The sequence below is a fragment of the Shewanella sp. TC10 genome, assembly GCF_009663145.1.
Taxonomy (GTDB): domain Bacteria; phylum Pseudomonadota; class Gammaproteobacteria; order Enterobacterales; family Shewanellaceae; genus Shewanella.
In genome coordinates, this window is record NZ_VKHR01000004.1 from 75,147 (window position 1) to 98,894 (window position 23,748).

A 23,748-nucleotide genomic window follows, 5' to 3' on the forward strand; every position below is an offset into this window, starting at 1 on the left:
ATGACAACAGCAAGTTTAGCCCAACCAATTAGTGGAACCAGTAATAGCTTTAATGATATTGGTGATTTGTTTAAGCCCAGCAAGCAAGATAGGCTGTTCAAGCAAATCTTAATTCTTTTGCTAGTGATTTATGCCGTTTTCGGTATAGGTGTGCCTTTTCTTGAGCAAGTTGAACTGCCAAGGGAAGTTAAAGAGCAACTGCCACCGCAATTGGCTAAAATCATGCTCAAAGAGAAACAACTTCCAGTGCCCGAAAAGCCTGAAGTTATTCCTGAACCTGAGCCAGAACTTGAAAAAGAACCTGATAAGCTTGAAGAAACGCCAGTCGATAAACCTGTTGAAAAGCCAATAGTACAGCCGACAATGACCCGTGAAGCCGCAAAAGAGAAAGCACAAACCTCTGGTCTTGCAGCGATGAAAGATGAGCTTTTCTCAATGCGTGAAGCATTTGACATTAAACCTGCCTCTCAAACCACACTTGAGCAAACTGAGGCGCAGGAAGTAAAAGTTAAACGCAAGATGTTAGCTGCATCGGCCAATACCCAAAGCGAAAGCTTAACCACCTCTACCGTCAATCAAACCGTTGCGTCAGATGCGTTAAGCACTAAAAACACTCAACAAATCAGGTTGGCAGAAGAGGAAGTATTAGCCACTCAAGGGGCGATTGCCGAGGAAGAGCAACTGGCTTCAGCAGGAAACCAGCGCTCTGAAGCTGCATTAAGACGCACGCTTGAAGCTAATAAAGCCAGATTATATGCTTTGTATAATCGAGCTTTACGCAAAGATCCTTTCCTGAAAGGAAAAGTGATGTTTGAGATTGAAATCCAACCGAACGGCAGTATTAGCCGTGTTGATATTCAATCAAGCCAGTTAAACAATGCCAAGTTAGAACGGCAATTAAAAGTTGTACTGCGCTCCATCGTCTTCCCAGCTGAAGATGTGGCAACAATGACAACTATTTGGGCAATCGACTTTTTACCTAGTTAATCGCCTTGTTTAATTTGCAGCTAATAAAAATACGGCCAACTGGCCGTATTTTTTTGGGTATTAGGATACTAAGTCAAAGCAGTTACACTATTTGCTTCATCACCTTCGCGCCTTCCCCATAACATTCGTTCGCCAATTGACTTTTATCGACGATAAAGCCCATTTTTTGCCAAAAAGGCACAGAGCCTTGAATCGCCACTAATTGTATTTGCTGATAATGATGTTGTTTAGCGATAGAAATTAACCGCTGCACCATTTGTTTTCCTAGCCCAGAGCCATTAAGCGATGCTGACACAGCCAAATCATGTAAAAACAAACTACTGCAGTTATTTTGTTCACAAAGCGGCTGATAAAGCTTAGGAGGTGTTTCCTCGCCCCAAACATGGGCTAGCAAGTAAGCACTGATTTTATTGTCTTCATTTTGAAACACAAAACAGCAATGGGGAGAATGCAGCCACTTGTCTCTTAATACTTCAAGGGACTCAGGCTCAATATCCATATAGGCACGGGATTGCAGTTCAAATATCTCTGGCCACAAAGATTCATTAATAGGATTAATCGGCATGTATTATTTACTCAAGCTATAAAAGGCTAGGGTTAGCTTACATTCTTCTACAAACAACAGAATCATTAAATACTAATCCACTTCTCAGTGACGCTTGTCAAATGAGAAGTGAGTGAACCAATAAATTTCAGACAACAAAAAGCCCGTCATAAGACGGGCTTTTGCTCTAGCTGTTAAGCTAAATATGGCTGGGATACCAGGATTCGAACCTGGGGATGCCGAGATCAAAACCCGGTGCCTTACCACTTGGCGATATCCCAAAATTTGGATATGTATCACTTAAACTAGGAAGGTTTACATATTGAAGAAAAATTTGATGGTACGGGAGGAGAGACTTGAACTCTCACACCTTACGGCACCAGAACCTAAATCTGGCGTGTCTACCAATTCCACCACTCCCGCATCAAATTTTCACCAGAATAAACTCATTTACATCATGAGTAAACTCTGTTTCTTGCTCTTTTCTAACTAAGTAGTAAAAGGTTTCCCTCTATCCTACCTTCAAAATATGGTAGCAATGGCGGGACTTGAACCTGCGACCCCAGCATTATGAGTGCTGTGCTCTAACCAGCTGAGCTACATTGCCGAAGATGGCTGGGATACCAGGATTCGAACCTGGGGATGCCGAGATCAAAACCCGGTGCCTTACCACTTGGCGATATCCCAATAATCTTTTACTACTTACTTTAAAATGGCTGGGATACCAGGATTCGAACCTGGGGATGCCGAGATCAAAACCCGGTGCCTTACCACTTGGCGATATCCCAATCTAAAGCTTTTTTGAAAAACCCGCTTAAAGCCAGTCTTTCTTAATAATGGTACGGGAAGAGAGACTTGAACTCTCACACCTTACGGCACCAGAACCTAAATCTGGCGTGTCTACCAATTCCACCACTCCCGCACTGACTCTGTTTAACATCCAGAACACGATGCTCATTTAACCTTGAGAAGGTAGCCAGTCATATTTCTAAAACCTTACGATTTTAACTAACTAGCAAATCTCATCTTTTACATCTTGAGAAGATGGTAGCAATGGCGGGACTTGAACCTGCGACCCCAGCATTATGAGTGCTGTGCTCTAACCAGCTGAGCTACATTGCCACTTCATTCTTACTTGCCCTCGTCGTGAGGACGGGGCGTATTATGCTTATTCAGGGTATCGAGGTCAACTGCTTTTTTTAGCTATTTTCATCAATTGTTGTTGTTCGGCTATAAGTTCACCAAACTGAGCGTCAAATCGACAAAATATCCTAATAAAGTTAACCTCAATACTCTTTAGCAGTGATCTTCAGACTATTATAGTTTGAAAATACCGATTAAACGTTAAATAGGAAATGCATAACATCGCCATCTTTAACGATATAAGCCTTACCTTCAACGCGTAATTTACCCGCATCTTTAGCGCCAGCTTCACCTTTATATTCAATAAAGTCATCATAGCTCATTACTTGAGCACGAATAAAGCCACGTTCGAAGTCAGTATGGATCACACCTGCAGCTTGTGGCGCACTCGCGCCAACAGGCACAGTCCAAGCGCGAACTTCTTTTACGCCTGCTGTGAAGTAAGTTTGTAAGTCTAATAAATCGTAACCAGCACGGATCACGCGATCAAGACCAGACTCTTCAAGTCCAAGATCTGCCATGAACTCGATACGGTCTTCTGCATCCATTTCAGCAAGCTCTGATTCAATTGCAGCGCAAACAGCAACAACCACTGCATTTTCAGTTTCAGCAATGGCTTTAACAGCATCTAAATGCGGGTTGTCTTCAAAACCGTCTTCAGCAACGTTAGCAATGTACATTGTTGGTTTCAGTGTTAAGAAGTTAAGGTATGCAACTGCGGCAATTTCTTCTTTGCTTAACTCTAGTGAACGCAACATTTGGCCTTCATCTAATGTTGGGCGCATTTTTTCTAGCACTTCAACTTCAAACTTAGCTTCTTGATCGCCGCCTTTAGCACGTTTTTGTTGGCGGGTAATCGCACGCTCTAAACTATCTAAGTCAGCAAGTGCAAGTTCAGTGTTAATCACTTCGATATCGCCAGCAGGATCGACTTTGTTCGCAACGTGAACAATGTTTGGATCTTCAAAACAACGTACAACATGACCAATTGCATCAGTTTCTCGAATGTTAGCTAGGAACTTGTTACCTAGACCTTCACCTTTAGATGCACCAGCAACCAAACCTGCAATATCAACAAATTCCATTGTTGTAGGTAGAATGCGCTCAGGGCTAACAATTGCTGCTAACTTATCTAGACGTGAATCCGGTACAGGTACAACACCTGTGTTAGGCTCAATGGTACAAAACGGGAAGTTAGCTGCTTCAATTCCTGCTTCTGTTAATGCATTAAATAGTGTCGACTTACCTACGTTTGGCAAACCCACAATGCCGCATTTAAAACCCATATTTGTTACCTTTATATATGTTGAACTGCATCGAAACTGAGGCAGTGAATATCAATAGTTGCTTTGAAACAGAAAAACCTTACTACCTTTATGTAGGCTATAAAATTTAAACTGCTTTAAAAGTATGTAATCTGTTCATGGCTTTCGCCATATCTTGCTTAAATAAAATCTCAGTTGAACGCACTGCTTCATCAATCACTGCATCCATCTTTTCTTGTTCGCTCGCTGGCGCTTTACCTAAGACATAACCGCTGACACGGTTTTTGTCACCAGGATGGCCAATACCTATCCGTAGACGGTGGAAACCTTTGTCATTGGCCATTTTCGCAATAATATCTTTTAAGCCGTTATGACCACCATGACCGCCGCCGAGTTTAAACTTGGCAACACCAGGCTCCATATCAAGCTCATCATGAGCCACTAATATTTCTGTAGGGGTAATTCGGAAAAAATTGGCTAACGCCCCCACAGACTTGCCACTTAAATTCATAAAAGTGGTCGGGATCAATAACCGTACGTCTTTACCGTCAATGGTAACTCTAGCCGTTAAGCCAAAGTACTTACTGTCAGGGACTAATGTGACGCCGCATAAACGGGCTAACTCTTGAACATACCACGCACCAGCATTATGGCGAGTTTGGGCGTATTCAGCACCTGGATTGGCAAGACCTACAATCAGTTTAATTTGACTCATTAGCACTCATTTTTAGCGAATAATATGACCGCGCCGACTTCAAATCATTCAAATATAAAACATCAAATATGATTTGAAGGCGCTAAAGCGCGGCATTTTAACACTCAAAACTGAACTCAACAAATCCCCTGTGCTATTTATGTTCAAGAAGTTATGCTCAGGGAGGTTTATTTTAGCTTTGCTCAGCGAAGGCTTTACGATAAGCCTAGTGCGTACTTGAGGACTTTCTTTTTGATGGGATTATCGTGATTTGCCAGTTTTAGCATGCCATTACGTAATAACTTCATCGGTAATAAATCATTACTGAAACCGGCATAGAATGCATCCATGGCAGACATCATTAATAAGTTGTCGCTATAACGTTTACACTGATATTGCTTTAAAGTGCTTTGTGTCCACCATGGGCGATCATTGCCTACAGCATCTGCAATGGTTGCAATGAGAACATCAACATCTTTAAAACCAATATTAACCCCTTGGCCTGCCAGTGGGTTAATCGTGTGGGCAGCATCGCCTAATATCACCACATTATCTTGGCAATATGATTGAGCGTGACGACGAGTAAGCGGGAAACTACCACGATCGATGACAGTAAAATCACTGTCTAAACGCTCTGGAAAATGTTGCCTAATTTGCTCAGCTAATTGCTGATGATTAAGCTGCATTAACTGTTTAATACGGCTGCGACTGTCATACCAAACTAGTGAAGCATTATTGCCAGGAAGCGGTAATAACGAACGTGGCCCTGCTGGAGTAAATTGCTGCCAAGTGACATCTTGTTGCTCTGTGGCTGTAGCAACATTAATCAGCATGGCAGATTGCGCATAATCCCAACCCGTAATACCAATACCCGCCCATTGACGCACTTGCGAGTTAGCACCATCTGCACCAACTAATAATCTGGCGTTCAATACAACGCCAGATTGTAGTGTCACTTTTATATGTTGTTGACCATTAGCGCTTATTCGCTCAAAAGCACTGACGCTATCAGGACAATAAACGGTGATATTGTCCATGGTGTTAATTTGCTGCCATAAACAAAGTTGAATGAGTCGATTTTCAAAAAAGTAGCCTAAATGCGTTTCATCGATTTGATCGGCATGAAACTGGGTAATGCAATCTTCCATTTCCCAAGTTTCTAATCCTTTATAAGCGACATGGCGTAAAGAAAGTAACTCGTCCATTACACCTAAGCGCTCAAGTAACTGCTCAGAAGCGACACTAATTGCAGAAACACGAAGATCTAACGCTTGTTCGGGATCATAGGATTTTGGTTGATGCGCTTCTATCATAGCGACATTTAGCCCAAGTTGACCTAAACCTACCGCAACAGCCGCACCGACCATACCACCGCCAACAATAACGACATCATGTTGAACAGGTTGCCCCTGTTCAGCTTTACTACTTGCATCATTACCTGCATCTTGCATTGTTAAACCCTTATCATCGCACTTTTGCATTAAACTTTAACCTAAGCTTAACGGTTAAAATATGAACAAACGTGTCTAAAATCGCTTAATCGTGTCGATATGTTGCTAGGTCATCTTTGAGCAACACCTGCTTACAATGGTGACATATTATCCAGTAAACCTCTTCTTATACTCAAACTGTCTAATGGAAACACCTTGCAGCACATCCGCCATGCCAAGGTAAGAGAGGATACTATGTCTAGTCATTGCACGTACGTACATTCTACAAAAATTAGCACCACAAATTCGACAGTCCCTTTAGCTTCAAAAGCAAAAAGGATGACTCAAGTGCTTACTGCTGGTTTTCTGGCCTTTACTGCATTATTTTCAGTAGCGTCGCAAGCTCAAATGAAACCAATGGAAACTGTCACAGTGATTTACCGTTCTGCGTTTGATTATGCCTTATATCAACAAACCACGGAAATACTCACACGCTTTAATCGAGAGCTACCCCAAAAAATAATTGCTCAAGCGCGCCAAGATAATGTGGCAATGGCCAAAGATTTTGGATTTTCAATCCAAGAAGCGAATCATTTAGTGTCATTTGATTACCATGCAGATGAACTTCAACAAAACTTAATGACTCAAGCGCGTCAAAATAATCAACTAATGGCCAAGCAATTAGGCTTTTTTGCTAATCAATCAAACGAGTTAGCCAATACAAATAAATACCCTGAAAAAATAAGGGTATTAAGCTTTTCAGAATAAAGCTCACTAGATGTGCACAAAGGCTAGCCAGCGAGCCTTTGTGCAGTTAAAATATGCGGCTATTTTTCTGTGGTATATAGAACGGCGTATCTGATGAGTAAAAAACTACACATAAAAACCTGGGGCTGTCAGATGAATGAGTATGATTCATCTAAAATGGCTGACTTGCTAGACGACTATCAAGGTTACACCTTGACTGAGAATGCTGAAGAAGCAGACGTACTGCTGCTTAACACATGCTCGATTCGTGAAAAAGCACAGGAAAAAGTGTTTCATCAGCTTGGACGCTGGAAAACCTTAAAAGATAAAAATCCTAATTTAGTTATCGGTGTCGGTGGCTGTGTTGCTTCACAAGAAGGTAAAGCAATTAAAGAGCGTGCCCAATGTGTCGATATCATCTTTGGCCCACAAACCTTGCACCGTTTACCTGAGATGATCACCCAAATTAATAACGGCGACAAAGCAGTTATTGATGTGAGCTTCCCTGAAATTGAAAAGTTTGACCGTTTACCAGAGCCAAAAGCTGATGGTCCAACTGCATTCGTATCAATTATGGAAGGCTGTAGTAAGTACTGTTCATTCTGTGTTGTACCTTATACCCGTGGTGAAGAAGTCAGCCGTCCTGTTGATGATGTGATTTTAGAAGTCGCGCAGTTAGCAGAGCAAGGCGTACGTGAAGTTAACCTATTAGGTCAGAACGTCAACGCATTCCGCGGTCCAACACACGATGATGAAATCTGCACATTTGCTGAACTAATCCGCTTAGTTGCATCAATCGACGGTATTGACCGCATTCGTTTCACTACCAGTCACCCTATTGAGTTTTCACAAGACATCATTGATGTTTATGAAGACACGCCAGAGTTAGTGAGCTTCTTACACTTACCTGTTCAATCGGGCTCTGATCGTATCTTAACCAATATGAAACGCGGCCATATGGCGATTGAATACAAGTCTATTATTCGTCGCTTACGTAAAGCTCGTCCTGATATTCATATCAGCTCTGACTTTATTATTGGTTTCCCAGGTGAAAGCCAAGCTGACTTTGAAGACACAATGAAGTTAATTGAAGATGTAAGCTTCGATCACAGCTTTAGCTTTATTTACAGTGCGCGCCCAGGTACACCTGCAGCGGACTTGCCTGATGATGTTTCGATGGAAGAAAAGAAGCAGCGCTTAGCGATTTTACAAGACCGTATTACCCAACAAGCGATGCGTTATAGCCGCCAAATGTTAGGGACGGTACAACGTATTTTAGTAGAAGGTCCTTCTGTAAAGAATCCAATGGAGCTTCGTGGTCGTACTGAAAATAACCGCGTGGTGAATTTCGAAGGTAATCCTAAGAGCATCGGCGGATTCGTTGACGTAGAAATCGTCGATGTATATACCAACTCACTTCGTGGCGTATTTGTTCGCGCTGAAGATGAAATGGATTTACGCCGCAGCTTACGTCCGTCAGACATTTTAGCTAAACATAAAACTGATGATGATCTAGGTGTAACTCAGTTTACGCCTAACTAAAGATTAAAATTAGTCATAAATTTTAGTTAATAAAGGCGGCTATAAGCCGCCTTTATTGTGCTTTTGCCTTAATACCATGGTATTTTAAACACAACACTCGTAGACTCTTTGTTAATAAACATATCGTTTTTGGAGCAATATTTTTGTCCACTAAAGTTACAACCATGAATTTGTACCTCGAGCCTGCTGAGACTCGAAGATTAGTCTCATTATGTGGTCCTTATGATGACAACATTAAGCAACTTGAACGCCGTTTAGGTGTTGAGATTGTTCACAAGAACAACCACTTCAAAATTGTTGGTTTGCCTCGTAATGCATTTAACGTCAACAATTTGCTCAAGCAACTCTACATTGAGACTCAGACCATTAAAGGCAGCACGCCTGATCTTGATCCTGAACGAGTGCATTTAGCCATTCAAGAAGTGATTAATCTTGAAGCTGAATCTTCTGCTGAAGACGACACCCTGCATATTAAAACCAAGCGTGGCATTATCAAGCCGCGTAATCCAAACCAAGCAAATTATGTGGCTAATATTGCCAAACATGACATCACCTTTGGTATTGGACCTGCTGGTACGGGTAAAACCTTCTTAGCCGTAGCTGCTGCTGTCGATGCGTTAGAGCGCCAAGAAGTAAGACGTATTTTATTAACTCGCCCTGCGGTTGAAGCGGGTGAAAAACTGGGTTTCTTACCTGGTGATTTAAGCCAAAAAGTCGACCCATATTTACGTCCACTTTATGATGCATTATTTGAAATGCTCGGCTTTGAGAAAGTTGAAAAACTTCTAGAGCGCAACATCATTGAAATCGCCCCGCTGGCATATATGCGTGGCCGAACGTTAAATGATGCCTTTGTGATTTTAGATGAAAGCCAAAACACTACGGTTGAACAAATGAAAATGTTCCTTACCCGTATTGGTTTTAACTCAAGAGCCGTGATTACTGGCGATATCACTCAAATCGATTTACCTCGCAGCCAAAAGTCAGGGTTGCGCCAAGCGATTGAAGTGCTTAGTGAAGTTAACGAAATCAGCTTTAATTTCTTTATGTCACATGATGTTGTACGTCATCCGATTGTTGCTCGTATTGTTGAAGCCTATGACGCCTTTGACTCAAAAGAGAGCGCGATAAAAGCTGAAAAAGAGCGCCAATATAAGCAGCGCCAAAACGCATTTAATGAACAAATGAGCAATGAAGACGTCAAAGCTGTGGGAGCCATTAACAGTGACAACTAATTCCCCAATGGACGTTAAGTTAAATTCAAAGCTTGATTTAGACCTAGATTTACAAATCGCTGTAGATGAGCCGCAACGACTCCCAACGGAACAAGAGTTTGAGTTATGGGTCAAAACGGCACTAGGTAACACGATGGAAACTGCTGAACTGACCATTCGTATCGTTGAAAATAGTGAAAGTCAGCAGCTAAATCATACATACCGCGGAAAAGATAAACCGACCAATGTTTTATCATTTCCATTCGAGGCGCCTCCAGGAATTGAATTACCACTTTTAGGTGATTTAATCATTGCAGCGGAAGTCGTAGAACTCGAAGCAAAACAACAGAATAAGCCCCTTGTTGCACATTGGGCCCACATGGTTATACACGGCTGCTTGCATTTGCTAGGTTATGACCATATTATCGACAATGAAGCTGAAGAAATGGAGTCATTAGAGACTCAACTCATTGAAGGCTTAGGTTTTTCAAATCCGTATAAGGAAGCATAAATAAGTCAATGGAATGCATGAAAGTGCCTCCTGAGATTTAGTAAAATATTATGAGTGACGACATCCCACCGAGTACCAACGCCCGTAAAAAGAACTGGATTGACAAATTAGGTCAGATGTTTCAGGGCGAACCTCAAAATCGCGAAGATCTTGTTGAAGTAATTGCGGGCGCTGAAGAGCGCGACTTAATTACTGAAGATACCCGCGAAATGATGAATGGCGTATTAGAAGTATCAGGATTACGCGTTCGCGATATCATGATCCCTCGTAGCCAAATAGTCACACTACAAATCGACAGTACCGTTGAAGAATTACTGGAAACAGTAATCGAGTCAGCTCACTCTCGTTTCCCTGTAGTCAACGAAGACAAAGACCATATCGAAGGTATTTTGCTTGCAAAAGACTTACTGAAGTATGGCTTCAAGCAATCAGACCAACCTTTCTCACTGCATCAAGTTATTAGACCTGCTGTCGTGGTTCCAGAAAGCAAACGAGTCGATGTGCTACTCAAAGAATTCCGCTCCCAGCGATATCATATGGCCATCGTGGTCGATGAATATGGCGGGGTATCCGGTCTTGTTACTATTGAGGATATCTTGGAAGAAATCGTCGGTGAAATTGAAGATGAGTTCGACCATAGTTCAGTAGAAGATACGGAAATCAAAAAGATCAGTAACACCGTGTTTATGATTAAAGCACGTACACCTATTGATGAGTTTAACGAAGCTTGTGGTACTCAATTCAGCGATGAAGAATTTGATACTGTTGGCGGCCTTGTGTCACATGCCTTTGGTCATTTACCAGAGCGCAATGAAAGTGTCCTAATCGATAATATCGAATTTAAAGTCACTAACGCTGATACAAGACGTTTGATTCAACTGAGTGTTAAGTTACCTGATCCTAAACTTCAAGAAGATAACGACGACTAACACTGTGTTTAAAAAACTCAATATCACTAAGTCATCACTGATAAAGATGGTGACGGCTTTTGCTGCTGGCGCGAGTACCACTCTCGCCTTTGCTCCTTACGCAATCTGGGCTTTTTACCCTGCGGCAATGATATTTGTGCTCTATCAAAGCCGACACTTAACCCCGAAAGAAAACTTCTTTCATTGGCTGAGTTTCGGTTTTGGTTGTTTTGCATTTGGCATCAGCTGGGTCCATGTCAGTATTGATACGTTTGGCGGGCTACCGCTGGTTGTGTCAATGGGACTCATGGGCTTGTTAGCATTATATTTAGCCCTTTACCCTGCTTTAGCGGGCTATCTCACCGCCAAGCTAAGTCAATTCCCCCACTTTAAACACTGGCATAACGCCTTTCAATACCTTGGTCTATTCCCTGCTCTTTGGGTATTGACAGAATGGATGCGTGGCTGGGTATTAACTGGGTTTCCTTGGTTGTGGGCAGGCTACAGCCAAACTCAAGGCCCCATATCCGAGCTGGGTAGCATTATTGGTGCGCTTGGTCTGAGTTACCTCATTGCCTTATTTTGTGGCAGCATCGTTTTAGTGTTAAAGAAACGCTTTATTAGCGCTGCAATCATCACAACCTCAATTATCTTGGCGACGCTCGTTGCACCTTTAATTTCTGACATTACCCCTCGCGGCGAGACTGTAAAGGTCGCCTTAGTTCAGGGGAATATCGAACAAAGCATGAAGTGGGAGCCTGATGCACTATGGCCGACACTGCTTAAATATATGGACTTAAGTCGTCCTAATTTTGATGCTGATATCGTTGTTTGGCCAGAAGCTGCTGTGCCAGCGCCTGAGTCAATGGTAGGTGATTTTTTACATAACACCGACAAAGTAGCGAACATGAATGATAGTGCCATTATTACGGGTATTATCAGCCTACAGCAGCAAGAATTTTACAACTCACTTATTGTATTGGGTAACGCCAATGAATCGGTGCAGCCCCAAGGTGACTATCAAGGCAATGGCACCAATGATTATAAGAAACATCATCTACTGCCTATTGGCGAGTTTGTTCCCTTTGAAAGCCTATTAAGACCATTAGCGCCGTTTTTTAATTTACCTATGTCATCGTTTGCTCGCGGCAATTTTCAACAGCAAAACTTAAATGCCATGGGCTATCAAATAGCCCCTGCCCTTTGCTACGAAATTGTGTTTCCTGAGCAGCTGCGCGCCAATATTGATAAAGATACCGATTTGCTGTTAACGGTTTCAAATGATGCTTGGTTTGGCGATTCAATTGGTCCATTGCAACACATGGAAATAGCCCAAATGCGCTCAATTGAACTAGGCCGTCCATTGGTTCGAGCAACCAACAATGGCGTGACAGCAGTGGTCGACATCCATGGCCGTATCACTCATCAAATCCCGCAATTTCAAGAAGGGGTATTAGTTGCTGATGTCGCTTTATACGACGGTGAGACTTGGTTTAAACGTATAGGACAAACGCCGTTATTAATCTTATGTGGCTTGCTCTCCTTATTCGGCTTAATCCAGCAAGTATTACTGTGGAATAAAGGGCAGCGCGATTGAAAATTAAAAATTTTCAACAAGGTTTTACCTTAATAGAGCTTGTCGTGGTCATTATTATTTTGGCCATCATAGCTATTATTGCCGCCCCTAAATTTATCAATATGTCCACTGACGCCCGTATTAGCGGTTTATCTCAGCTAAATGCCAGTGCAAAATCCGCAAATAACTTAGTCTACGCTCGCTCGCAAATGAGCAGTTTTTCTACCCAAGTTGTCAACAATAGAGATGACTTACTTGATATCGACCTTGAAGGTGATGGCAGCTTTAATACACGCCTTAAATGGGGTTATTTGGATAATACCGATATTGAAGACTGGTTGATTTTAGATGATGGTTTTGTCATTGAGTATCAAGGCATTGCCGATACTTTTATCGGTTATGATCTCAATGACGACGGTAAGGTATTAGATGACAATTGTTATTTTCACTACGTTCAAGCCAGTAACGCAACCACTGGGCCCCAATATAATAATGTCACAACAGGTTGCTAGCCGTTTTAACACAGCTAGTAACCATTAAATGTGCAACCTCAAAATTTAAGGCGCTAACGATTCTCGGGTAAACATTTCATTGTCACACTGCGGGCAATCAGGAATTAAGCTCGGAAACTCAATATTCATTTCATGATTACATTCAGTACAAATCACTTTGCCCTGATTAATCACTTCACCTGACATATAAAAGCCTTTGTGTTTGAAATCTTGAGCTATCTCATGCCACTCAACTTGGCTGCGGTCAGTAATTTCACCTAACCAGTGCCAAAGGGTGTTTTCTAAGGTGATCACCGTTGGGCTATAACTAAGATTATCGGCATTTTCGTCTTTTAGGTAACTTGCAATGTCACGCTTTAAAAATTCTTCTACTAAAGCTAACTCATCTTCACCTGCATCAGATTTGAGTTGCAAATAATCTTTACACTGGGTTACTGATGCAAAAAGGCTCTTTGCAGTCAATGAGTTATCTTCATCATAACGCTGCTTAACTTGCTCGAAAAGCGTGTGATAAAGTGCTAATAACGCTGAACTTCGTCCACTCATAAAAAATACTCCTTCATCTGAACCTTTTTAATGCATCACTTCTAGTTTATTCTATGCAGATCTCACTCGCGCTTTTTAGCGTTAGATCAAACAATGGGCGGCATAGGCCGGAATAGATTGATGCAAGAGCAATATAATCCCTCAGAAATTGAAGCCTTAGTGCAAAAGCACTGGGAAGACAAAAAAACCTTCGAAGTTACAGAAGATGAAAACAAAGAGAAGTTCTACTGTCTCTCTATGTTCCCTTATCCGTCTGGCCGACTTCACATGGGACACGTCCGTAACTACACCATAGGTGATGTTGTTGCTCGTTACCAACGTTTGCAAGGTAAAAATGTTCTACAACCTATTGGTTGGGACTCATTCGGCCTACCTGCTGAAAACGCGGCAATCAATAATAAGACTGCCCCAGCACCGTGGACATACGAAAATATCGACTACATGAAGAACCAACTTAAGCTATTAGGTTTTGGTTACGATTGGAGCCGTGAAATCGCCACATGTACGCCTGAGTACTACCAGTGGGAACAATGGTTCTTCACCCAGCTTTACGAAAAAGGCTTAGTCTACAAAAAGACAGCTTCAGTAAACTGGTGTCCAAACGATGAAACAGTACTTGCTAACGAGCAAGTGCAAGACGGTGCCTGCTGGCGCTGTGACACAGAGGTGGTTCAAAAAGAAATCCCTCAGTGGTTCATTAAAATTACCGATTACGCTGAAGAACTATTAAACGATATCGATAACTTAGACGAATGGCCTGAACAGGTTAAGTCTATGCAACGTAACTGGATTGGCCGCAGTGAAGGTATTGAAATGACCTTTAATGTTGCGGGTAGCGATGACACGTTTGATATCTATACCACACGTCCTGACACCGTAATGGGTGTGACGTATGTTGCGATTGCAAGTGGTCACCCACTGGCAGAGCAAGCGGCAAAGAACAACCCTGAATTAGCGGCATTCATCGAAGAATGTAAAAACGTTGATACCACCGAAGCTGCTATGGCTGCGATGGAAAAGAAAGGTGTTGCTACCGGTCTTAATGCAATCCATCCACTGACTGGTAAAGAAGTGCCAATCTGGGTAGGTAACTTTGTATTAATGAACTACGGTACAGGCGCAGTGATGTCTGTACCTGCTCACGACCAACGTGACTACGAGTTCGCTAAAAAATACGGCCTAAGTATTGAAGCTGTAATTAAACCTGCTGACAGCGATGTAGACATCTCTGAAGCGGCATACACAGAAAAAGGTGTGTTGTTTAATTCAGGCTCTTCTTATCCAGAGCTGGATGGACTTGAATTCCAAGCCGCATTTGATGCTATTGACGCTAAACTGACAGCTGAAGGCAAAGGTAAGCGTCAAGTAAACTTCCGTCTACGTGACTGGGGTGTATCTCGTCAGCGTTACTGGGGCGCGCCAATTCCAATGGTCACCCTTGAAGACGGTACGGTAATGCCAACACCAGCTGAACAGCTTCCGGTTATCCTGCCTGAAGATGTGGTGATGGATGGCATTCAAAGCCCAATCAAATCAGACAAAGAATGGGCTAAAACTGAAGTTAACGGTCAGCCAGCACTTCGCGAAACTGATACCTTCGATACCTTTATGGAATCTTCATGGTACTACGCGCGTTACTGTAGCCCGCATGCAGATCAAATGCTTGATCCTGCTAAAGCTAACTACTGGTTACCAGTGGATCAATACATTGGTGGTATTGAGCATGCTTGTATGCACCTATTGTACTTCCGCTTCTTCCACAAATTACTGCGTGATATCGGTTTAGTTGACTCTGATGAGCCAGCAAAACGCTTATTAACTCAAGGTATGGTATTAGCTGATGCTTACTACTACACCAATGAGAAAGGCGCACGTGTTTGGGTTTCACCTGCTGACGTTACTGTTCAAGAAACAGATGACAAAGGCCGTGTAACCAAAGCTGTCGACAGTGAAGGTCATGAACTGGTTTATACCGGTATGAGCAAAATGTCGAAGTCTAAGAATAACGGTATTGACCCTCAAGAGATGGTTGATAAATACGGTGCTGATACCGTGCGTTTATTCATGATGTTTGCAGCGCCGCCTGAATTAACCCTTGAATGGCAAGAGTCTAGTGTTGAAGGTGCCCATCGCTTTATTAAGCGTTTATGGAAAACCGCACATGATCACATTGCCCAAGGTGAAGTGGTTGCACTAGATCCTAAAGCTTTAGACAACAACCAAAAAGCCTTACGCCGTGAATTGCATAAGACTATCGCTAAAGTCAGTGATGACATTGAGCGTCGTCAAATGTTTAACACTGCCATTGCCGCTATCATGGAGTTGATGAATAAATTGCAAAAAGCGCCATCTGCCAATGAGCAAGATCGTGCCCTAATGCAAGAAGCATTAACTGCCGTGACTCGTTTACTGTACCCAATCATTCCTCACACAAGCTTTAGCTTATGGACTGAGTTAGGTAATACAACAGATATCGAAGATAGCTTATGGCCAACCGTTGATGAGTCTGCGTTAGTTGAAGACAGCAAGCTTATTATTGTTCAAGTTAACGGTAAACTTCGCGCTAAAATTACTGTTGCTGCAGATGCTTCTAAAGAAGAAGTTGAAGCACTTGGTTTAGCTGACGAAAACGTGCAAAAATTTGTTGATGGTGTAACGGTTCGTAAAGTGATTTACGTGCCAGGAAAACTATTAAATATCGTCGCTAAATAAACGATATTGATACATTTATTATGGCCTTCAAGCCATGATAAATGCACTGCAAATTGCATTTGCCCACTATAAGGTTGCTATTGATTAGCAACCTTACTTATTTCCCTGTAATCTAGGGTTTATAAGCAGTTAATTTCAATTTAAAACTTAAGTAAAAGGATGCCAATAACAGTGATGCTAATAAAACGCATTAGCTTGGCAATGATGGCAGTTGTTATTCTAACCACTGCAGGTTGCGGCTTTAAATTACAACGCAGTTATTCAATTCCAGCAGAGCTTGAAGAATTACACTTAAGCACGAATGATCAATACAGTGAACTGTCACGTTTGGTTAACGATCGATTACGCATTCACGCCATCTCTACAGTCCCAGCATCTGATACCACAGCGACATTAAGACTGGTTAATGACTCTCTTGAGCGTGCTACTTTGTCTTTATATCCAACGGGTAACGTTGCAGAGTACGAGCTTATTTACTTGGTCAATTATTCAGTGACACTACCTGAATCAGAGCCACAGTCATTCCAAACTGAAATTCGCCGTGATTACCAAGACGATCCTCGTACAGCACTCGCTAAAAGCCGTGAAATGGATATGTTGGTAAAAGAAATGCGCATTCAAGCAGCTGACAATATTATTCAAACTCTGGCCTCAATCGAGGTGAATTGATGCGGGTTTATCCTGATCAACTAAGCCAACATCTTAAAAGCCCTCAAGGTTGTTACCTTTTATTCGGTGATGACCCCTGGCTTATTGAGAACTGTAAAAGCCAAATCTTAACAGCAGCAAAAAAACAGGGCTTTGATGAGCGAGTTCAATTAACTCAAGAAACTGGCTTTAGCTGGAATGATTTAATCCAAGAGTGGCAATCAATGAGTTTGTTTGCCAGTCGCCGCATTATCGAGCTGACCTTACCCCAAGCTAAACCGGGTACCGAAGGTTCTGCAGCATTTATTTCGATGATGCAAAACCCAAACCCTGACATGATCTTATTAATTCATGGCCCTAAGCTTTCAGCAGAGACTAAAAGTAAGTGGTTTAAAACTCTTGATGCAGCAGGTATTTACTTACCTTGTACCACGCCAGAAGGTAAGCAGTTTCAGCGTTGGTTAGATAACCGTATTAGTCATTACAAGTTACACGTGCAGATGGACGCCAAAGCCATGCTGTTTAACTTGTTTGAAGGTAATCTACTCGCAGCAGAGCAGGCATTACAATTACTGCAGTTACTTAGCCCTAATGAGCCGATTCATAGCGATCATTTAACCGATTATTTTGAAGACCAATCACGCTTTACGGTATTCCAACTGACCGATGCATTACTGGGTAATCATCAAAAACATGCCCAGCATATGGTAGTGCAGCTCAATGGCGAAGGCACTGCTATGCCTATTTTGATGTGGGCGCTGTTTAAAGAGTTAAACGTACTATTAAGCCTTAAAACTGCCGTTGAGCAAGGTGCACAACTTAATAGCTTGTGGCAGCAACACCGTATTTGGGATAAACGTAAGCCTTTATATCAAGCGGCATTAACACGTTTAACCCTTAGCCAAATCGAACACATGCTTGCGTTCGCTTCAAAAATGGAAATGAACCTTAAGCAACATGGCATCGAAGATTGGACTGCAATGAGCCACTTATGTTTATTGTTTGATCCCAATGCGCACCGACGTCTAGCCCATATAGAACTACAGACATGAAAATAGGTCTACTCGGTGGCACCTTTGACCCAATTCACTATGGCCATATCAAACCCGCTTTAGAAGTTAAGCAACGCCTTGGACTCGATAAAGTCTGGTTAATGCCAAACCATATTCCACCGCACAAACAAACCACCCAAGTGAGCAGCCAGCATCGACTCGCAATGACTCAACTGATTTGTCAGCAGTATGATGAATTTGAAGTGTGCGATATTGAAATTAATCGTGATACGCCCTCTTTCACTGCAACAACTTTGCAGCTGCTTACTGAGCAATATCCACAGCATCAGTTTTACTTCATCATGGGGACTGATTCCTTTATCCAATTTCAATCATGGTACCAATGGCAGTCAATATTGAAATTGTGCAACCTCGCTGTATGCCAGCGCCCTGGTTGGCAATTAGATAAAACCAGTCCGATGGCAAAAATACTCGAGCAAAACGGGGCGATTTCAGCGTTGGCAAGGACGGGCAAAATTCTTCCGCTCGACGTTAGTTTGCAAGACATTTCATCAACTGAAATTCGACAAATTCTCAATCAGAGTGGGCAAAATAGTTTTGGCTCTGCTCCCACAGTCGAAACGACTAACGTTTCAGAAATCTCTCACATGCTGCCAAATGTGATCCAAGAGTACATTTTCGAACATCATCTGTACCAAAATAAGTAAAACCGATTTTAGATGCTTAATTGAACACGGCTTCAATTGCGCTAGCATGGGTATTTTGCGTATAATGCTCCGTTATTTTTACATATTGAGGTAAGTGACGTGCAGAGCACGGAATTAAAAGATTTTGTTGTCGATAAAATTGACGACCTAAAAGCCAAAGACGTTGTGGTATTAGACGTGGCAAACCAATCACACATTACTGATTACATGGTAATTTGTTCAGGTACATCTAAAACTCATGTTCGTGCAATCGCCGAAAACATGATTGTTGAAGCTAAAACTGCTGGCAACCAACCGTTAGGTGTTGAAGGCCGTGATAGCAGCGAATGGGTACTCGTTGATTTAGGTGGCGTAATCTTACACGTAATGCAGCAGCAAACACGTGAGTTTTATGACCTAGAAAAGCTATGGACTGAAAACGACGCCTAATGAAGTTACAACTGATTGCTGTTGGCACTAAGATGCCAGATTGGGTCACCCGCGGGTTTGAAGAGTACCAACGCCGATTTCCTCGTGATATGGCGCTAGAACTCATCGAGATCCCAGCAGGAAAGCGCGGTAAAAATGCTGATATAGCACGCATTCTTCAAAAAGAAGGCGAACTTATGCTAGCAGCAGTGCCCAAAGGCAATCACATTGTAAGCCTAGATTTGCCAGGCAAGAATTGGGAAACGCCCCAACTTGCTCAGCAACTCAGTAAATGGCAACTTGATGGCCGCGATGTCAGTTTATTGATTGGCGGTCCTGAAGGTCTTGCTCCAGATTGCAAAGCTGCCGCTAGTCAAAGTTGGTGTTTATCAGCGCTCACGCTACCCCATCCATTAGTTCGAGTTTTGGTTGCAGAAAGCCTTTATCGAGCATGGAGCATAAATAACAACCACCCCTACCACAGAGAATAATCCTTATTGGTAAACCTCTGGTAAAAGTGAAGTTAATTCAGCTAATATAGCTATTCTGAATTTTTCAGCCTGAACCCTATCGGAGATAGCTTAAGTGTCGCCAAAAAAGCGCATTGCCATGCACGACCACGCTGCCGAGGCGTCGCTATTCAAACGTCGTGCTTTGTTCACTTTCCTGTGCGTGTTTATCCTAATCAGTTTAATACTTTCCAACTTGTATCAGTTGCAAGTCGTCTCATATCAAGATTATGAAACTCGCTCTAATGATAACCGAATCCGTGTTGTTCCAGTCGCGCCAAGTCGTGGACTCATTTACGACCGACATGGTCAGCTTTTAGCTGAAAACCAACCTTTTTATACCCTTGAACTTATCCCTGAAAAAGCGCAAGACATTACCGCTTCACTCGATAAGCTCAACGAATATATAGAATTGAGCGCAGATGAACGTGAGACCATCACCGAAAGACTTCGCTACCATCGCCGCTTTAAACCGTTAACAATCAAATCGCGTTTAACCGAAGAACAAGTCGCGACCTTTAGTGTCAATCAACACCAATTCCCAGGTTTTAGAGTCGAGGCAGGCCTTAAGCGTCATTACCCTTATGAAGGTTTGATGACCCATGTATTGGGTTATGTGGGTAAAATTAATGCACGTGACAGAACTTCGCTTGAAAAGTCTGGAGAATGGAAAAATTATGCTGCAACCAATGACATTGGTAAGCAAGGCGTTGAAAAATTTTATGAAAGCCTATTACTCGGTAAACCTGGGCATTTAGAAGAAGAAGTCAATAACCGCGGCCGTGTCATTCGAACGCTTAAAGCTACCCCGCCGACACCAGGACAAGACATTTACCTAACGCTAGATTTGAAGCTTCAGCAAAAAGCCATGGAATTACTTGATGGGCGCCGAGGCTCTGTGGTGGCAATCGATCCACAAGATGGCGGCGTACTAGCTATGGTTTCAAGCCCAACTTACGACCCTAACCTGTTCGTACATGGAATAAGCTCCAAAGCATACAGCGCGCTGTTAAATGATAAATCACGACCACTGATTAACCGTGCGACCCAAGGCCAATACTCTCCTGCTTCAACTATTAAACCACACGTTGCCTTGTTAGGACTTGAAGAAAAAACCATTACTGAGAAAACTCGCATTTGGGATCCAGGCTTCTGGCAGATTCCTAATGTTGAACGTAAGTATCGTGACTGGAAACGCTGGGGTCATGGCTGGGTTGATGTTTATAGCTCAATAATAGACTCTTGTGACACCTTTTTTTATGACCTTGCTTACAAAGTCGGCGTCGATAAAATGGCTGAATTCATGTCTAAATTTGGCTTTGGTGAACCAACGGGCATCGACATATACGAAGAAGCCAACGGCATCATGCCTTCTAAAGATTGGAAACGTATGCGCTATAACCAACCTTGGTATATAGGCGATACTATTTCAGTGGGTATTGGGCAAGGCTATTGGACTACTACCCCTTTGCAGCTGACTAATGCGGCTACCATTTTAGCTAATCGTGGCCAGCGCTTTACACCACACTTGTTGAAATCATTTAAAGATGAAACATCTAAGATTGATACTCCAATTGATGAGCAAGCTCCAATCCTGCTTAATGATGACAATAACTGGGAAATCATTAACGAAGCCATGCGCCGCACCGCCGATAAATCTCGCTTTACCGATGCCACTTATACAGCAGCAATGAAAACCGGTACAGCGCAGGTATTCAGTGTGGCACAAGATGCCAAATATGATTCTGAAACCGTTGCTGAACATTTAAGAGACAACGCATTAATCATTGCTTATGCCCCATATGAAAACCCTAAAATTGTGCTAGCAGTTGTGCTAGAAAATGCTGGTTGGGGTGGCGTTAATGCAGGCCCTGTTGCCCGCGCCTTATTGGACGAATATATGTTACGTGATGAATGGTTGGTGGCAGAATGAATACATCTCACCACCCCCATAAAAAGAACATCTGGCAAAAACTACACATAGACTTGCCTTTATTATTAGGCTTATTGGCGCTAATGGTATTTGGTCTATTCGTTATTTACTCTGCCAGCGGCGAAGACGCCGCAATGATGGAAAGACAACTGGTTCGTTTAAGCTTGTCACTGTTTGTGATGTTTGTTTTTGCACAGATTAACCCAGAAATACTGCGGCGATGGGCACTGCCCATTTATATTGCAGGCATTATCTTGTTACTTGGGGTGCACTTTTTTGGCACCATCAACAAAGGGGCGCAGCGCTGGTTAAACCTTGGATTTATGGAGTTTCAGCCGTCTGAGCTAATCAAACTCGCCTTTCCTATTACCATGGCTTGGTACATTAGTAAGTTTCCATTGCCGCCTAAAAAGCGCCACCTTGCCGGTGGTTTAGTGATTCTATTAATTCCAACACTGTTAATTGCGAAACAACCTGATTTAGGAACCTCTATTTTAGTCGCCGCATCAGGTGTATTCGTGTTGTTTTTATCAGGGATGAGTTGGGTAATTGTTGGCAGTTGTGTGGCTGCAATTCTCGCGTTATTGCCAATATTATGGTTCTTCTTGATGCATGATTATCAGCGAACTCGGGTCATGACCTTGTTCGACCCAGAGCGTGATCCATTGGGCGCTGGTTACCATATTATCCAATCAAAAATTGCCATCGGCTCAGGTGGTTTATGGGGTAAAGGTTGGCTGCAAGGCTCACAATCTCAGTTAGAGTTTTTACCTGAAAGACACACCGACTTTATTTTTGCGGTGATCGGCGAAGAGTTTGGCTTAATTGGTAGCTTAGTACTACTGGCTTTATACATGTATATTATTGGCCGTGGGTTAGTCATTGCATCGAGGGCACAAACCAGTTTTGCTCGTCTACTTGCAGGCAGTATTACACTGACTTTCTTCGTTTATATCTTCGTAAATATTGGTATGGTTTCCGGTCTATTACCTGTTGTAGGTGTACCGCTGCCATTAGTCAGCTATGGTGGTACCTCCATGATGACCTTGATGATAGGTTTTGGGATATTAATGAGTATTCATACCCATAGACGTTTCATAGACCGTTAAGATTTGCCCTGTATATTCAATGGTTGGCAGTTCAAATTAAGCCGAAATGAAGATACCAAGATAACAAAAGGATTGTTAATGCATTTAAAAACAACATTTGCTGCGGGTTTAGCCTTATTACTTAGTTGCTCAAGTATTCAAGCAACCGAGATAGACTCAGCAGACACTCCAGAAGTCACGGCACTTAAACAAGCATTTATTACTGAGCAAGTGAGTAAGGGCTTTTCAGAACAGGAAGTCACAGAGTTTCTCACCACAGCTAATCATAACCAAGCGGTATTAGATGCGATATCTAAACCTTGGGAAGCCAAGCCTTGGCATCAGTACTATCCTATTTTTCTGACTGACAAACGCTTAGAAAAAGGCTTAGCCTTTTGGCATGACAATGCTGACACCATCAAAAAAGCGGCAGATAAATTTCAAGTCGACCCGCAAATCATAGTAGCTATAATTGGTATCGAAACCTTTTATGGCGGTTATATGGGTAATTATAAAGTCCAAGATGCGCTATACACTCTTGGGTTTTATTACCCGCCAAGAGCGACCTTTTTCCGTAGTGAATTTGGTAACTTAATGTCATTAGTTAAAGAAGAACAATTAGATAATGACAACCTAAAAGGCTCTTATGCCGGTGCAATGGGATTTGGCCAATTTATCCCGTCAAGCTACCGCCATTACGCTGTTGATTTCAGTGGCGATGGTCGTCGTGACTTACTCAATAATAAACAAGATGCGATTGGCAGTGTGGCGAACTACTTCCATCAACATGGTTGGCAACGAGGCGCCCCCGTTACATTAGAATTAAACCATACCGTTGACACAGCCCCTAAAGCTAAAGTCTGGGTAAAAGGTAAGCCAACTCAGACTGTTGCCGACATTTTATCGCCAACTTTAAGCCTAGCGAAAGCAAAAGACATTGATGCTTCTCAACGTGCTTTATTGGTTAAATTAGAACAACCAGAAGCGACTGAGTACTGGTTAGGTTTAAACAACTTTTACGTGATTACTCGTTATAACCGCAGTCCGTTATACGCCATGGCCGTTTATCAATTCAGCCAACAGTTAGAAGCGGCTTACAATGCAAAATAGA

General features: G+C 42.4%; 22 protein-coding genes and 7 tRNA genes. 17 read left to right on the plus strand and 12 right to left on the minus strand.

The window, feature by feature from the left end; translation table 11 throughout:
* Entirely contained in the window at positions 1–987 is a 987-nt protein-coding gene (locus tag FNZ24_RS02285) for an AgmX/PglI C-terminal domain-containing protein (protein ID WP_153912804.1), read from the plus strand.
* 82 nt (positions 988–1,069) lie between these two features.
* Here FNZ24_RS02285 and FNZ24_RS02290 read toward each other — a convergent pair whose 3' ends face one another.
* From FNZ24_RS02290 to FNZ24_RS02340, 11 genes are all read right to left on the minus strand, one after another.
* Positions 1,070–1,552, minus strand: a complete 483-nt coding sequence (locus FNZ24_RS02290; protein ID WP_153912805.1) for a GNAT family N-acetyltransferase — start codon at positions 1,550–1,552, stop codon at positions 1,070–1,072.
* A 185-nt stretch (positions 1,553–1,737) separates the two neighbouring features.
* Positions 1,738–1,812: transfer RNA gene (locus tag FNZ24_RS02295), tRNA-Gln, on the minus strand.
* A gap of 57 nt (positions 1,813–1,869) precedes the next feature.
* A tRNA-Leu gene (locus FNZ24_RS02300) sits at positions 1,870–1,954 on the minus strand.
* Positions 1,955–2,061: 107 nt separating this feature from the next.
* Positions 2,062–2,138 (minus strand) — tRNA-Met (locus FNZ24_RS02305).
* Between the two features lie 5 nt (positions 2,139–2,143).
* Positions 2,144–2,218, minus strand: a tRNA-Gln gene (locus FNZ24_RS02310).
* Between the two features lie 26 nt (positions 2,219–2,244).
* Positions 2,245–2,319, minus strand: a tRNA-Gln gene (locus tag FNZ24_RS02315).
* A 49-nt stretch (positions 2,320–2,368) separates the two neighbouring features.
* Positions 2,369–2,453 (minus strand) — tRNA-Leu (locus FNZ24_RS02320).
* A 123-nt stretch (positions 2,454–2,576) separates the two neighbouring features.
* A tRNA-Met gene (locus FNZ24_RS02325) sits at positions 2,577–2,653 on the minus strand.
* A gap of 215 nt (positions 2,654–2,868) precedes the next feature.
* Complete coding sequence (gene ychF / locus FNZ24_RS02330; RefSeq protein WP_153912806.1) at positions 2,869–3,960, minus strand: redox-regulated ATPase YchF; 1,092 nt, start codon at positions 3,958–3,960, stop codon at positions 2,869–2,871.
* Between the two features lie 106 nt (positions 3,961–4,066).
* The gene (gene pth, locus FNZ24_RS02335) at positions 4,067–4,654 is read right to left on the minus strand and encodes an aminoacyl-tRNA hydrolase (RefSeq protein WP_153912807.1); all 588 of its coding nucleotides are present in this window, start codon (positions 4,652–4,654) and stop codon (positions 4,067–4,069) included.
* A gap of 194 nt (positions 4,655–4,848) precedes the next feature.
* Positions 4,849–6,084 carry an FAD-dependent monooxygenase gene (locus FNZ24_RS02340; protein ID WP_153912808.1) on the minus strand — a complete coding sequence of 412 codons (1,236 nt, stop codon included), beginning with the start codon at positions 6,082–6,084 and terminating at the stop codon, positions 4,849–4,851.
* A 318-nt stretch (positions 6,085–6,402) separates the two neighbouring features.
* On the opposite strand from FNZ24_RS02340, the gene FNZ24_RS02345 reads away from it, so the two are divergent.
* The 7 genes from FNZ24_RS02345 to FNZ24_RS02375 all read left to right on the plus strand — a co-directional run bounded on the left by FNZ24_RS02345 (position 6,403) and on the right by FNZ24_RS02375 (position 13,073).
* The gene (locus FNZ24_RS02345; RefSeq protein WP_153912809.1) at positions 6,403–6,831 is read left to right on the plus strand and encodes a hypothetical protein; all 429 of its coding nucleotides are present in this window, start codon (positions 6,403–6,405) and stop codon (positions 6,829–6,831) included.
* A gap of 93 nt (positions 6,832–6,924) precedes the next feature.
* Positions 6,925–8,352, plus strand: coding sequence for a tRNA (N6-isopentenyl adenosine(37)-C2)-methylthiotransferase MiaB (gene miaB, locus FNZ24_RS02350; protein ID WP_153912810.1), 1,428 nt, complete (start codon positions 6,925–6,927; stop codon positions 8,350–8,352).
* 143 nt (positions 8,353–8,495) lie between these two features.
* Positions 8,496–9,587 (plus strand): PhoH family protein, encoded by a 1,092-nt coding sequence (locus tag FNZ24_RS02355; protein ID WP_153912811.1) that lies wholly within the window; start codon positions 8,496–8,498, stop codon positions 9,585–9,587.
* 7 nt (positions 9,588–9,594) lie between these two features.
* Positions 9,595–10,077 (plus strand): rRNA maturation RNase YbeY, encoded by a 483-nt coding sequence (ybeY, locus tag FNZ24_RS02360; protein ID WP_153912858.1) that lies wholly within the window; start codon positions 9,595–9,597, stop codon positions 10,075–10,077.
* A 50-nt stretch (positions 10,078–10,127) separates the two neighbouring features.
* Entirely contained in the window at positions 10,128–11,006 is an 879-nt protein-coding gene (corC, locus tag FNZ24_RS02365) for a CNNM family magnesium/cobalt transport protein CorC (protein WP_153912812.1), read from the plus strand.
* 46 nt (positions 11,007–11,052) lie between these two features.
* Entirely contained in the window at positions 11,053–12,582 is a 1,530-nt protein-coding gene (gene lnt / locus FNZ24_RS02370; RefSeq protein ID WP_153912859.1) for an apolipoprotein N-acyltransferase, read from the plus strand.
* A 2-nt stretch (positions 12,583–12,584) separates the two neighbouring features.
* Positions 12,585–13,073, plus strand: coding sequence for a prepilin-type N-terminal cleavage/methylation domain-containing protein (locus FNZ24_RS02375; protein ID WP_153912860.1), 489 nt, complete (start codon positions 12,585–12,587; stop codon positions 13,071–13,073).
* Positions 13,074–13,118: 45 nt separating this feature from the next.
* Here the strand turns inward: FNZ24_RS02375 and FNZ24_RS02380 are convergent, their stop codons facing one another.
* A complete protein-coding gene (locus tag FNZ24_RS02380) occupies positions 13,119–13,619 on the minus strand; it encodes a zinc ribbon-containing protein (protein ID WP_153912813.1) in 501 nt (166 codons plus the stop codon).
* A 120-nt stretch (positions 13,620–13,739) separates the two neighbouring features.
* Here FNZ24_RS02380 and leuS point away from each other — a divergent pair, with 120 nt between their 5' ends.
* The 9 genes from leuS (at position 13,740) to mltB (ending at position 23,747) form a co-directional block, all read left to right on the plus strand.
* Positions 13,740–16,331 (plus strand): leucine--tRNA ligase, encoded by a 2,592-nt coding sequence (gene leuS / locus FNZ24_RS02385; protein ID WP_153912814.1) that lies wholly within the window; start codon positions 13,740–13,742, stop codon positions 16,329–16,331.
* A 174-nt stretch (positions 16,332–16,505) separates the two neighbouring features.
* Positions 16,506–17,000 carry an LPS assembly lipoprotein LptE gene (lptE, locus tag FNZ24_RS02390; protein ID WP_153912861.1) on the plus strand — a complete coding sequence of 165 codons (495 nt, stop codon included), beginning with the start codon at positions 16,506–16,508 and terminating at the stop codon, positions 16,998–17,000.
* Positions 17,000–18,031 carry a DNA polymerase III subunit delta gene (holA, locus tag FNZ24_RS02395; protein ID WP_153912815.1) on the plus strand — a complete coding sequence of 344 codons (1,032 nt, stop codon included), beginning with the start codon at positions 17,000–17,002 and terminating at the stop codon, positions 18,029–18,031. The genes lptE and holA overlap by 1 nt, the downstream gene beginning before the upstream one ends.
* Positions 18,028–18,699, plus strand: coding sequence for a nicotinate (nicotinamide) nucleotide adenylyltransferase (gene nadD / locus FNZ24_RS02400; RefSeq protein WP_153912816.1), 672 nt, complete (start codon positions 18,028–18,030; stop codon positions 18,697–18,699). Before holA ends, nadD begins: the two co-directional genes overlap by 4 nt.
* A 99-nt stretch (positions 18,700–18,798) precedes the next feature.
* The gene (gene rsfS / locus FNZ24_RS02405) at positions 18,799–19,128 is read left to right on the plus strand and encodes a ribosome silencing factor (RefSeq protein WP_102528089.1); all 330 of its coding nucleotides are present in this window, start codon (positions 18,799–18,801) and stop codon (positions 19,126–19,128) included.
* A complete protein-coding gene (gene rlmH, locus FNZ24_RS02410) occupies positions 19,128–19,598 on the plus strand; it encodes a 23S rRNA (pseudouridine(1915)-N(3))-methyltransferase RlmH (RefSeq protein WP_055025767.1) in 471 nt (156 codons plus the stop codon). Before rsfS ends, rlmH begins: the two co-directional genes overlap by 1 nt.
* A gap of 94 nt (positions 19,599–19,692) precedes the next feature.
* Positions 19,693–21,549 carry a penicillin-binding protein 2 gene (gene mrdA, locus FNZ24_RS02415; protein ID WP_153912817.1) on the plus strand — a complete coding sequence of 619 codons (1,857 nt, stop codon included), beginning with the start codon at positions 19,693–19,695 and terminating at the stop codon, positions 21,547–21,549.
* Positions 21,546–22,658, plus strand: a complete 1,113-nt coding sequence (gene rodA, locus FNZ24_RS02420; RefSeq protein WP_153912818.1) for a rod shape-determining protein RodA — start codon at positions 21,546–21,548, stop codon at positions 22,656–22,658. The genes mrdA and rodA overlap by 4 nt, the downstream gene beginning before the upstream one ends.
* A 78-nt stretch (positions 22,659–22,736) precedes the next feature.
* On the plus strand, positions 22,737–23,747 hold the full coding sequence (gene mltB / locus FNZ24_RS02425) for a lytic murein transglycosylase B (RefSeq protein WP_153912819.1): 1,011 nt from the start codon (positions 22,737–22,739) through the stop codon (positions 23,745–23,747).
* Position 23,748 lies beyond the last annotated feature (1 nt).

Excerpts from the sequence above, each read along its gene's own strand:
- FNZ24_RS02285 (WP_153912804.1), top strand. The coding sequence starts at position 1 with ATGACAACAGCAAGTTTAGCCCAACCAATTAGTGGAACCAGTAATAGC.
- FNZ24_RS02290 (WP_153912805.1), bottom strand. The coding sequence starts at position 1,552 with ATGCCGATTAATCCTATTAATGAATCTTTGTGGCCAGAGATATTTGAA.
- ychF (WP_153912806.1), bottom strand. The coding sequence starts at position 3,960 with ATGGGTTTTAAATGCGGCATTGTGGGTTTGCCAAACGTAGGTAAGTCG.
- pth (WP_153912807.1), bottom strand. The coding sequence starts at position 4,654 with ATGAGTCAAATTAAACTGATTGTAGGTCTTGCCAATCCAGGTGCTGAA.
- FNZ24_RS02340 (WP_153912808.1), bottom strand. The coding sequence starts at position 6,084 with ATGCAAGATGCAGGTAATGATGCAAGTAGTAAAGCTGAACAGGGGCAA.
- FNZ24_RS02345 (WP_153912809.1), top strand. The coding sequence starts at position 6,403 with ATGACTCAAGTGCTTACTGCTGGTTTTCTGGCCTTTACTGCATTATTT.
- miaB (WP_153912810.1), top strand. The coding sequence starts at position 6,925 with ATGAGTAAAAAACTACACATAAAAACCTGGGGCTGTCAGATGAATGAG.
- ybeY (WP_153912858.1), top strand. The coding sequence starts at position 9,595 with ATGGACGTTAAGTTAAATTCAAAGCTTGATTTAGACCTAGATTTACAA.
- corC (WP_153912812.1), top strand. The coding sequence starts at position 10,128 with ATGAGTGACGACATCCCACCGAGTACCAACGCCCGTAAAAAGAACTGG.
- lnt (WP_153912859.1), top strand. The coding sequence starts at position 11,053 with ATGGTGACGGCTTTTGCTGCTGGCGCGAGTACCACTCTCGCCTTTGCT.
- FNZ24_RS02380 (WP_153912813.1), bottom strand. The coding sequence starts at position 13,619 with ATGAGTGGACGAAGTTCAGCGTTATTAGCACTTTATCACACGCTTTTC.
- leuS (WP_153912814.1), top strand. The coding sequence starts at position 13,740 with ATGCAAGAGCAATATAATCCCTCAGAAATTGAAGCCTTAGTGCAAAAG.
- lptE (WP_153912861.1), top strand. The coding sequence starts at position 16,506 with ATGCTAATAAAACGCATTAGCTTGGCAATGATGGCAGTTGTTATTCTA.
- holA (WP_153912815.1), top strand. The coding sequence starts at position 17,000 with ATGCGGGTTTATCCTGATCAACTAAGCCAACATCTTAAAAGCCCTCAA.
- nadD (WP_153912816.1), top strand. The coding sequence starts at position 18,028 with ATGAAAATAGGTCTACTCGGTGGCACCTTTGACCCAATTCACTATGGC.
- rlmH (WP_055025767.1), top strand. The coding sequence starts at position 19,128 with ATGAAGTTACAACTGATTGCTGTTGGCACTAAGATGCCAGATTGGGTC.
- rodA (WP_153912818.1), top strand. The coding sequence starts at position 21,546 with ATGAATACATCTCACCACCCCCATAAAAAGAACATCTGGCAAAAACTA.
- mltB (WP_153912819.1), top strand. The coding sequence starts at position 22,737 with ATGCATTTAAAAACAACATTTGCTGCGGGTTTAGCCTTATTACTTAGT.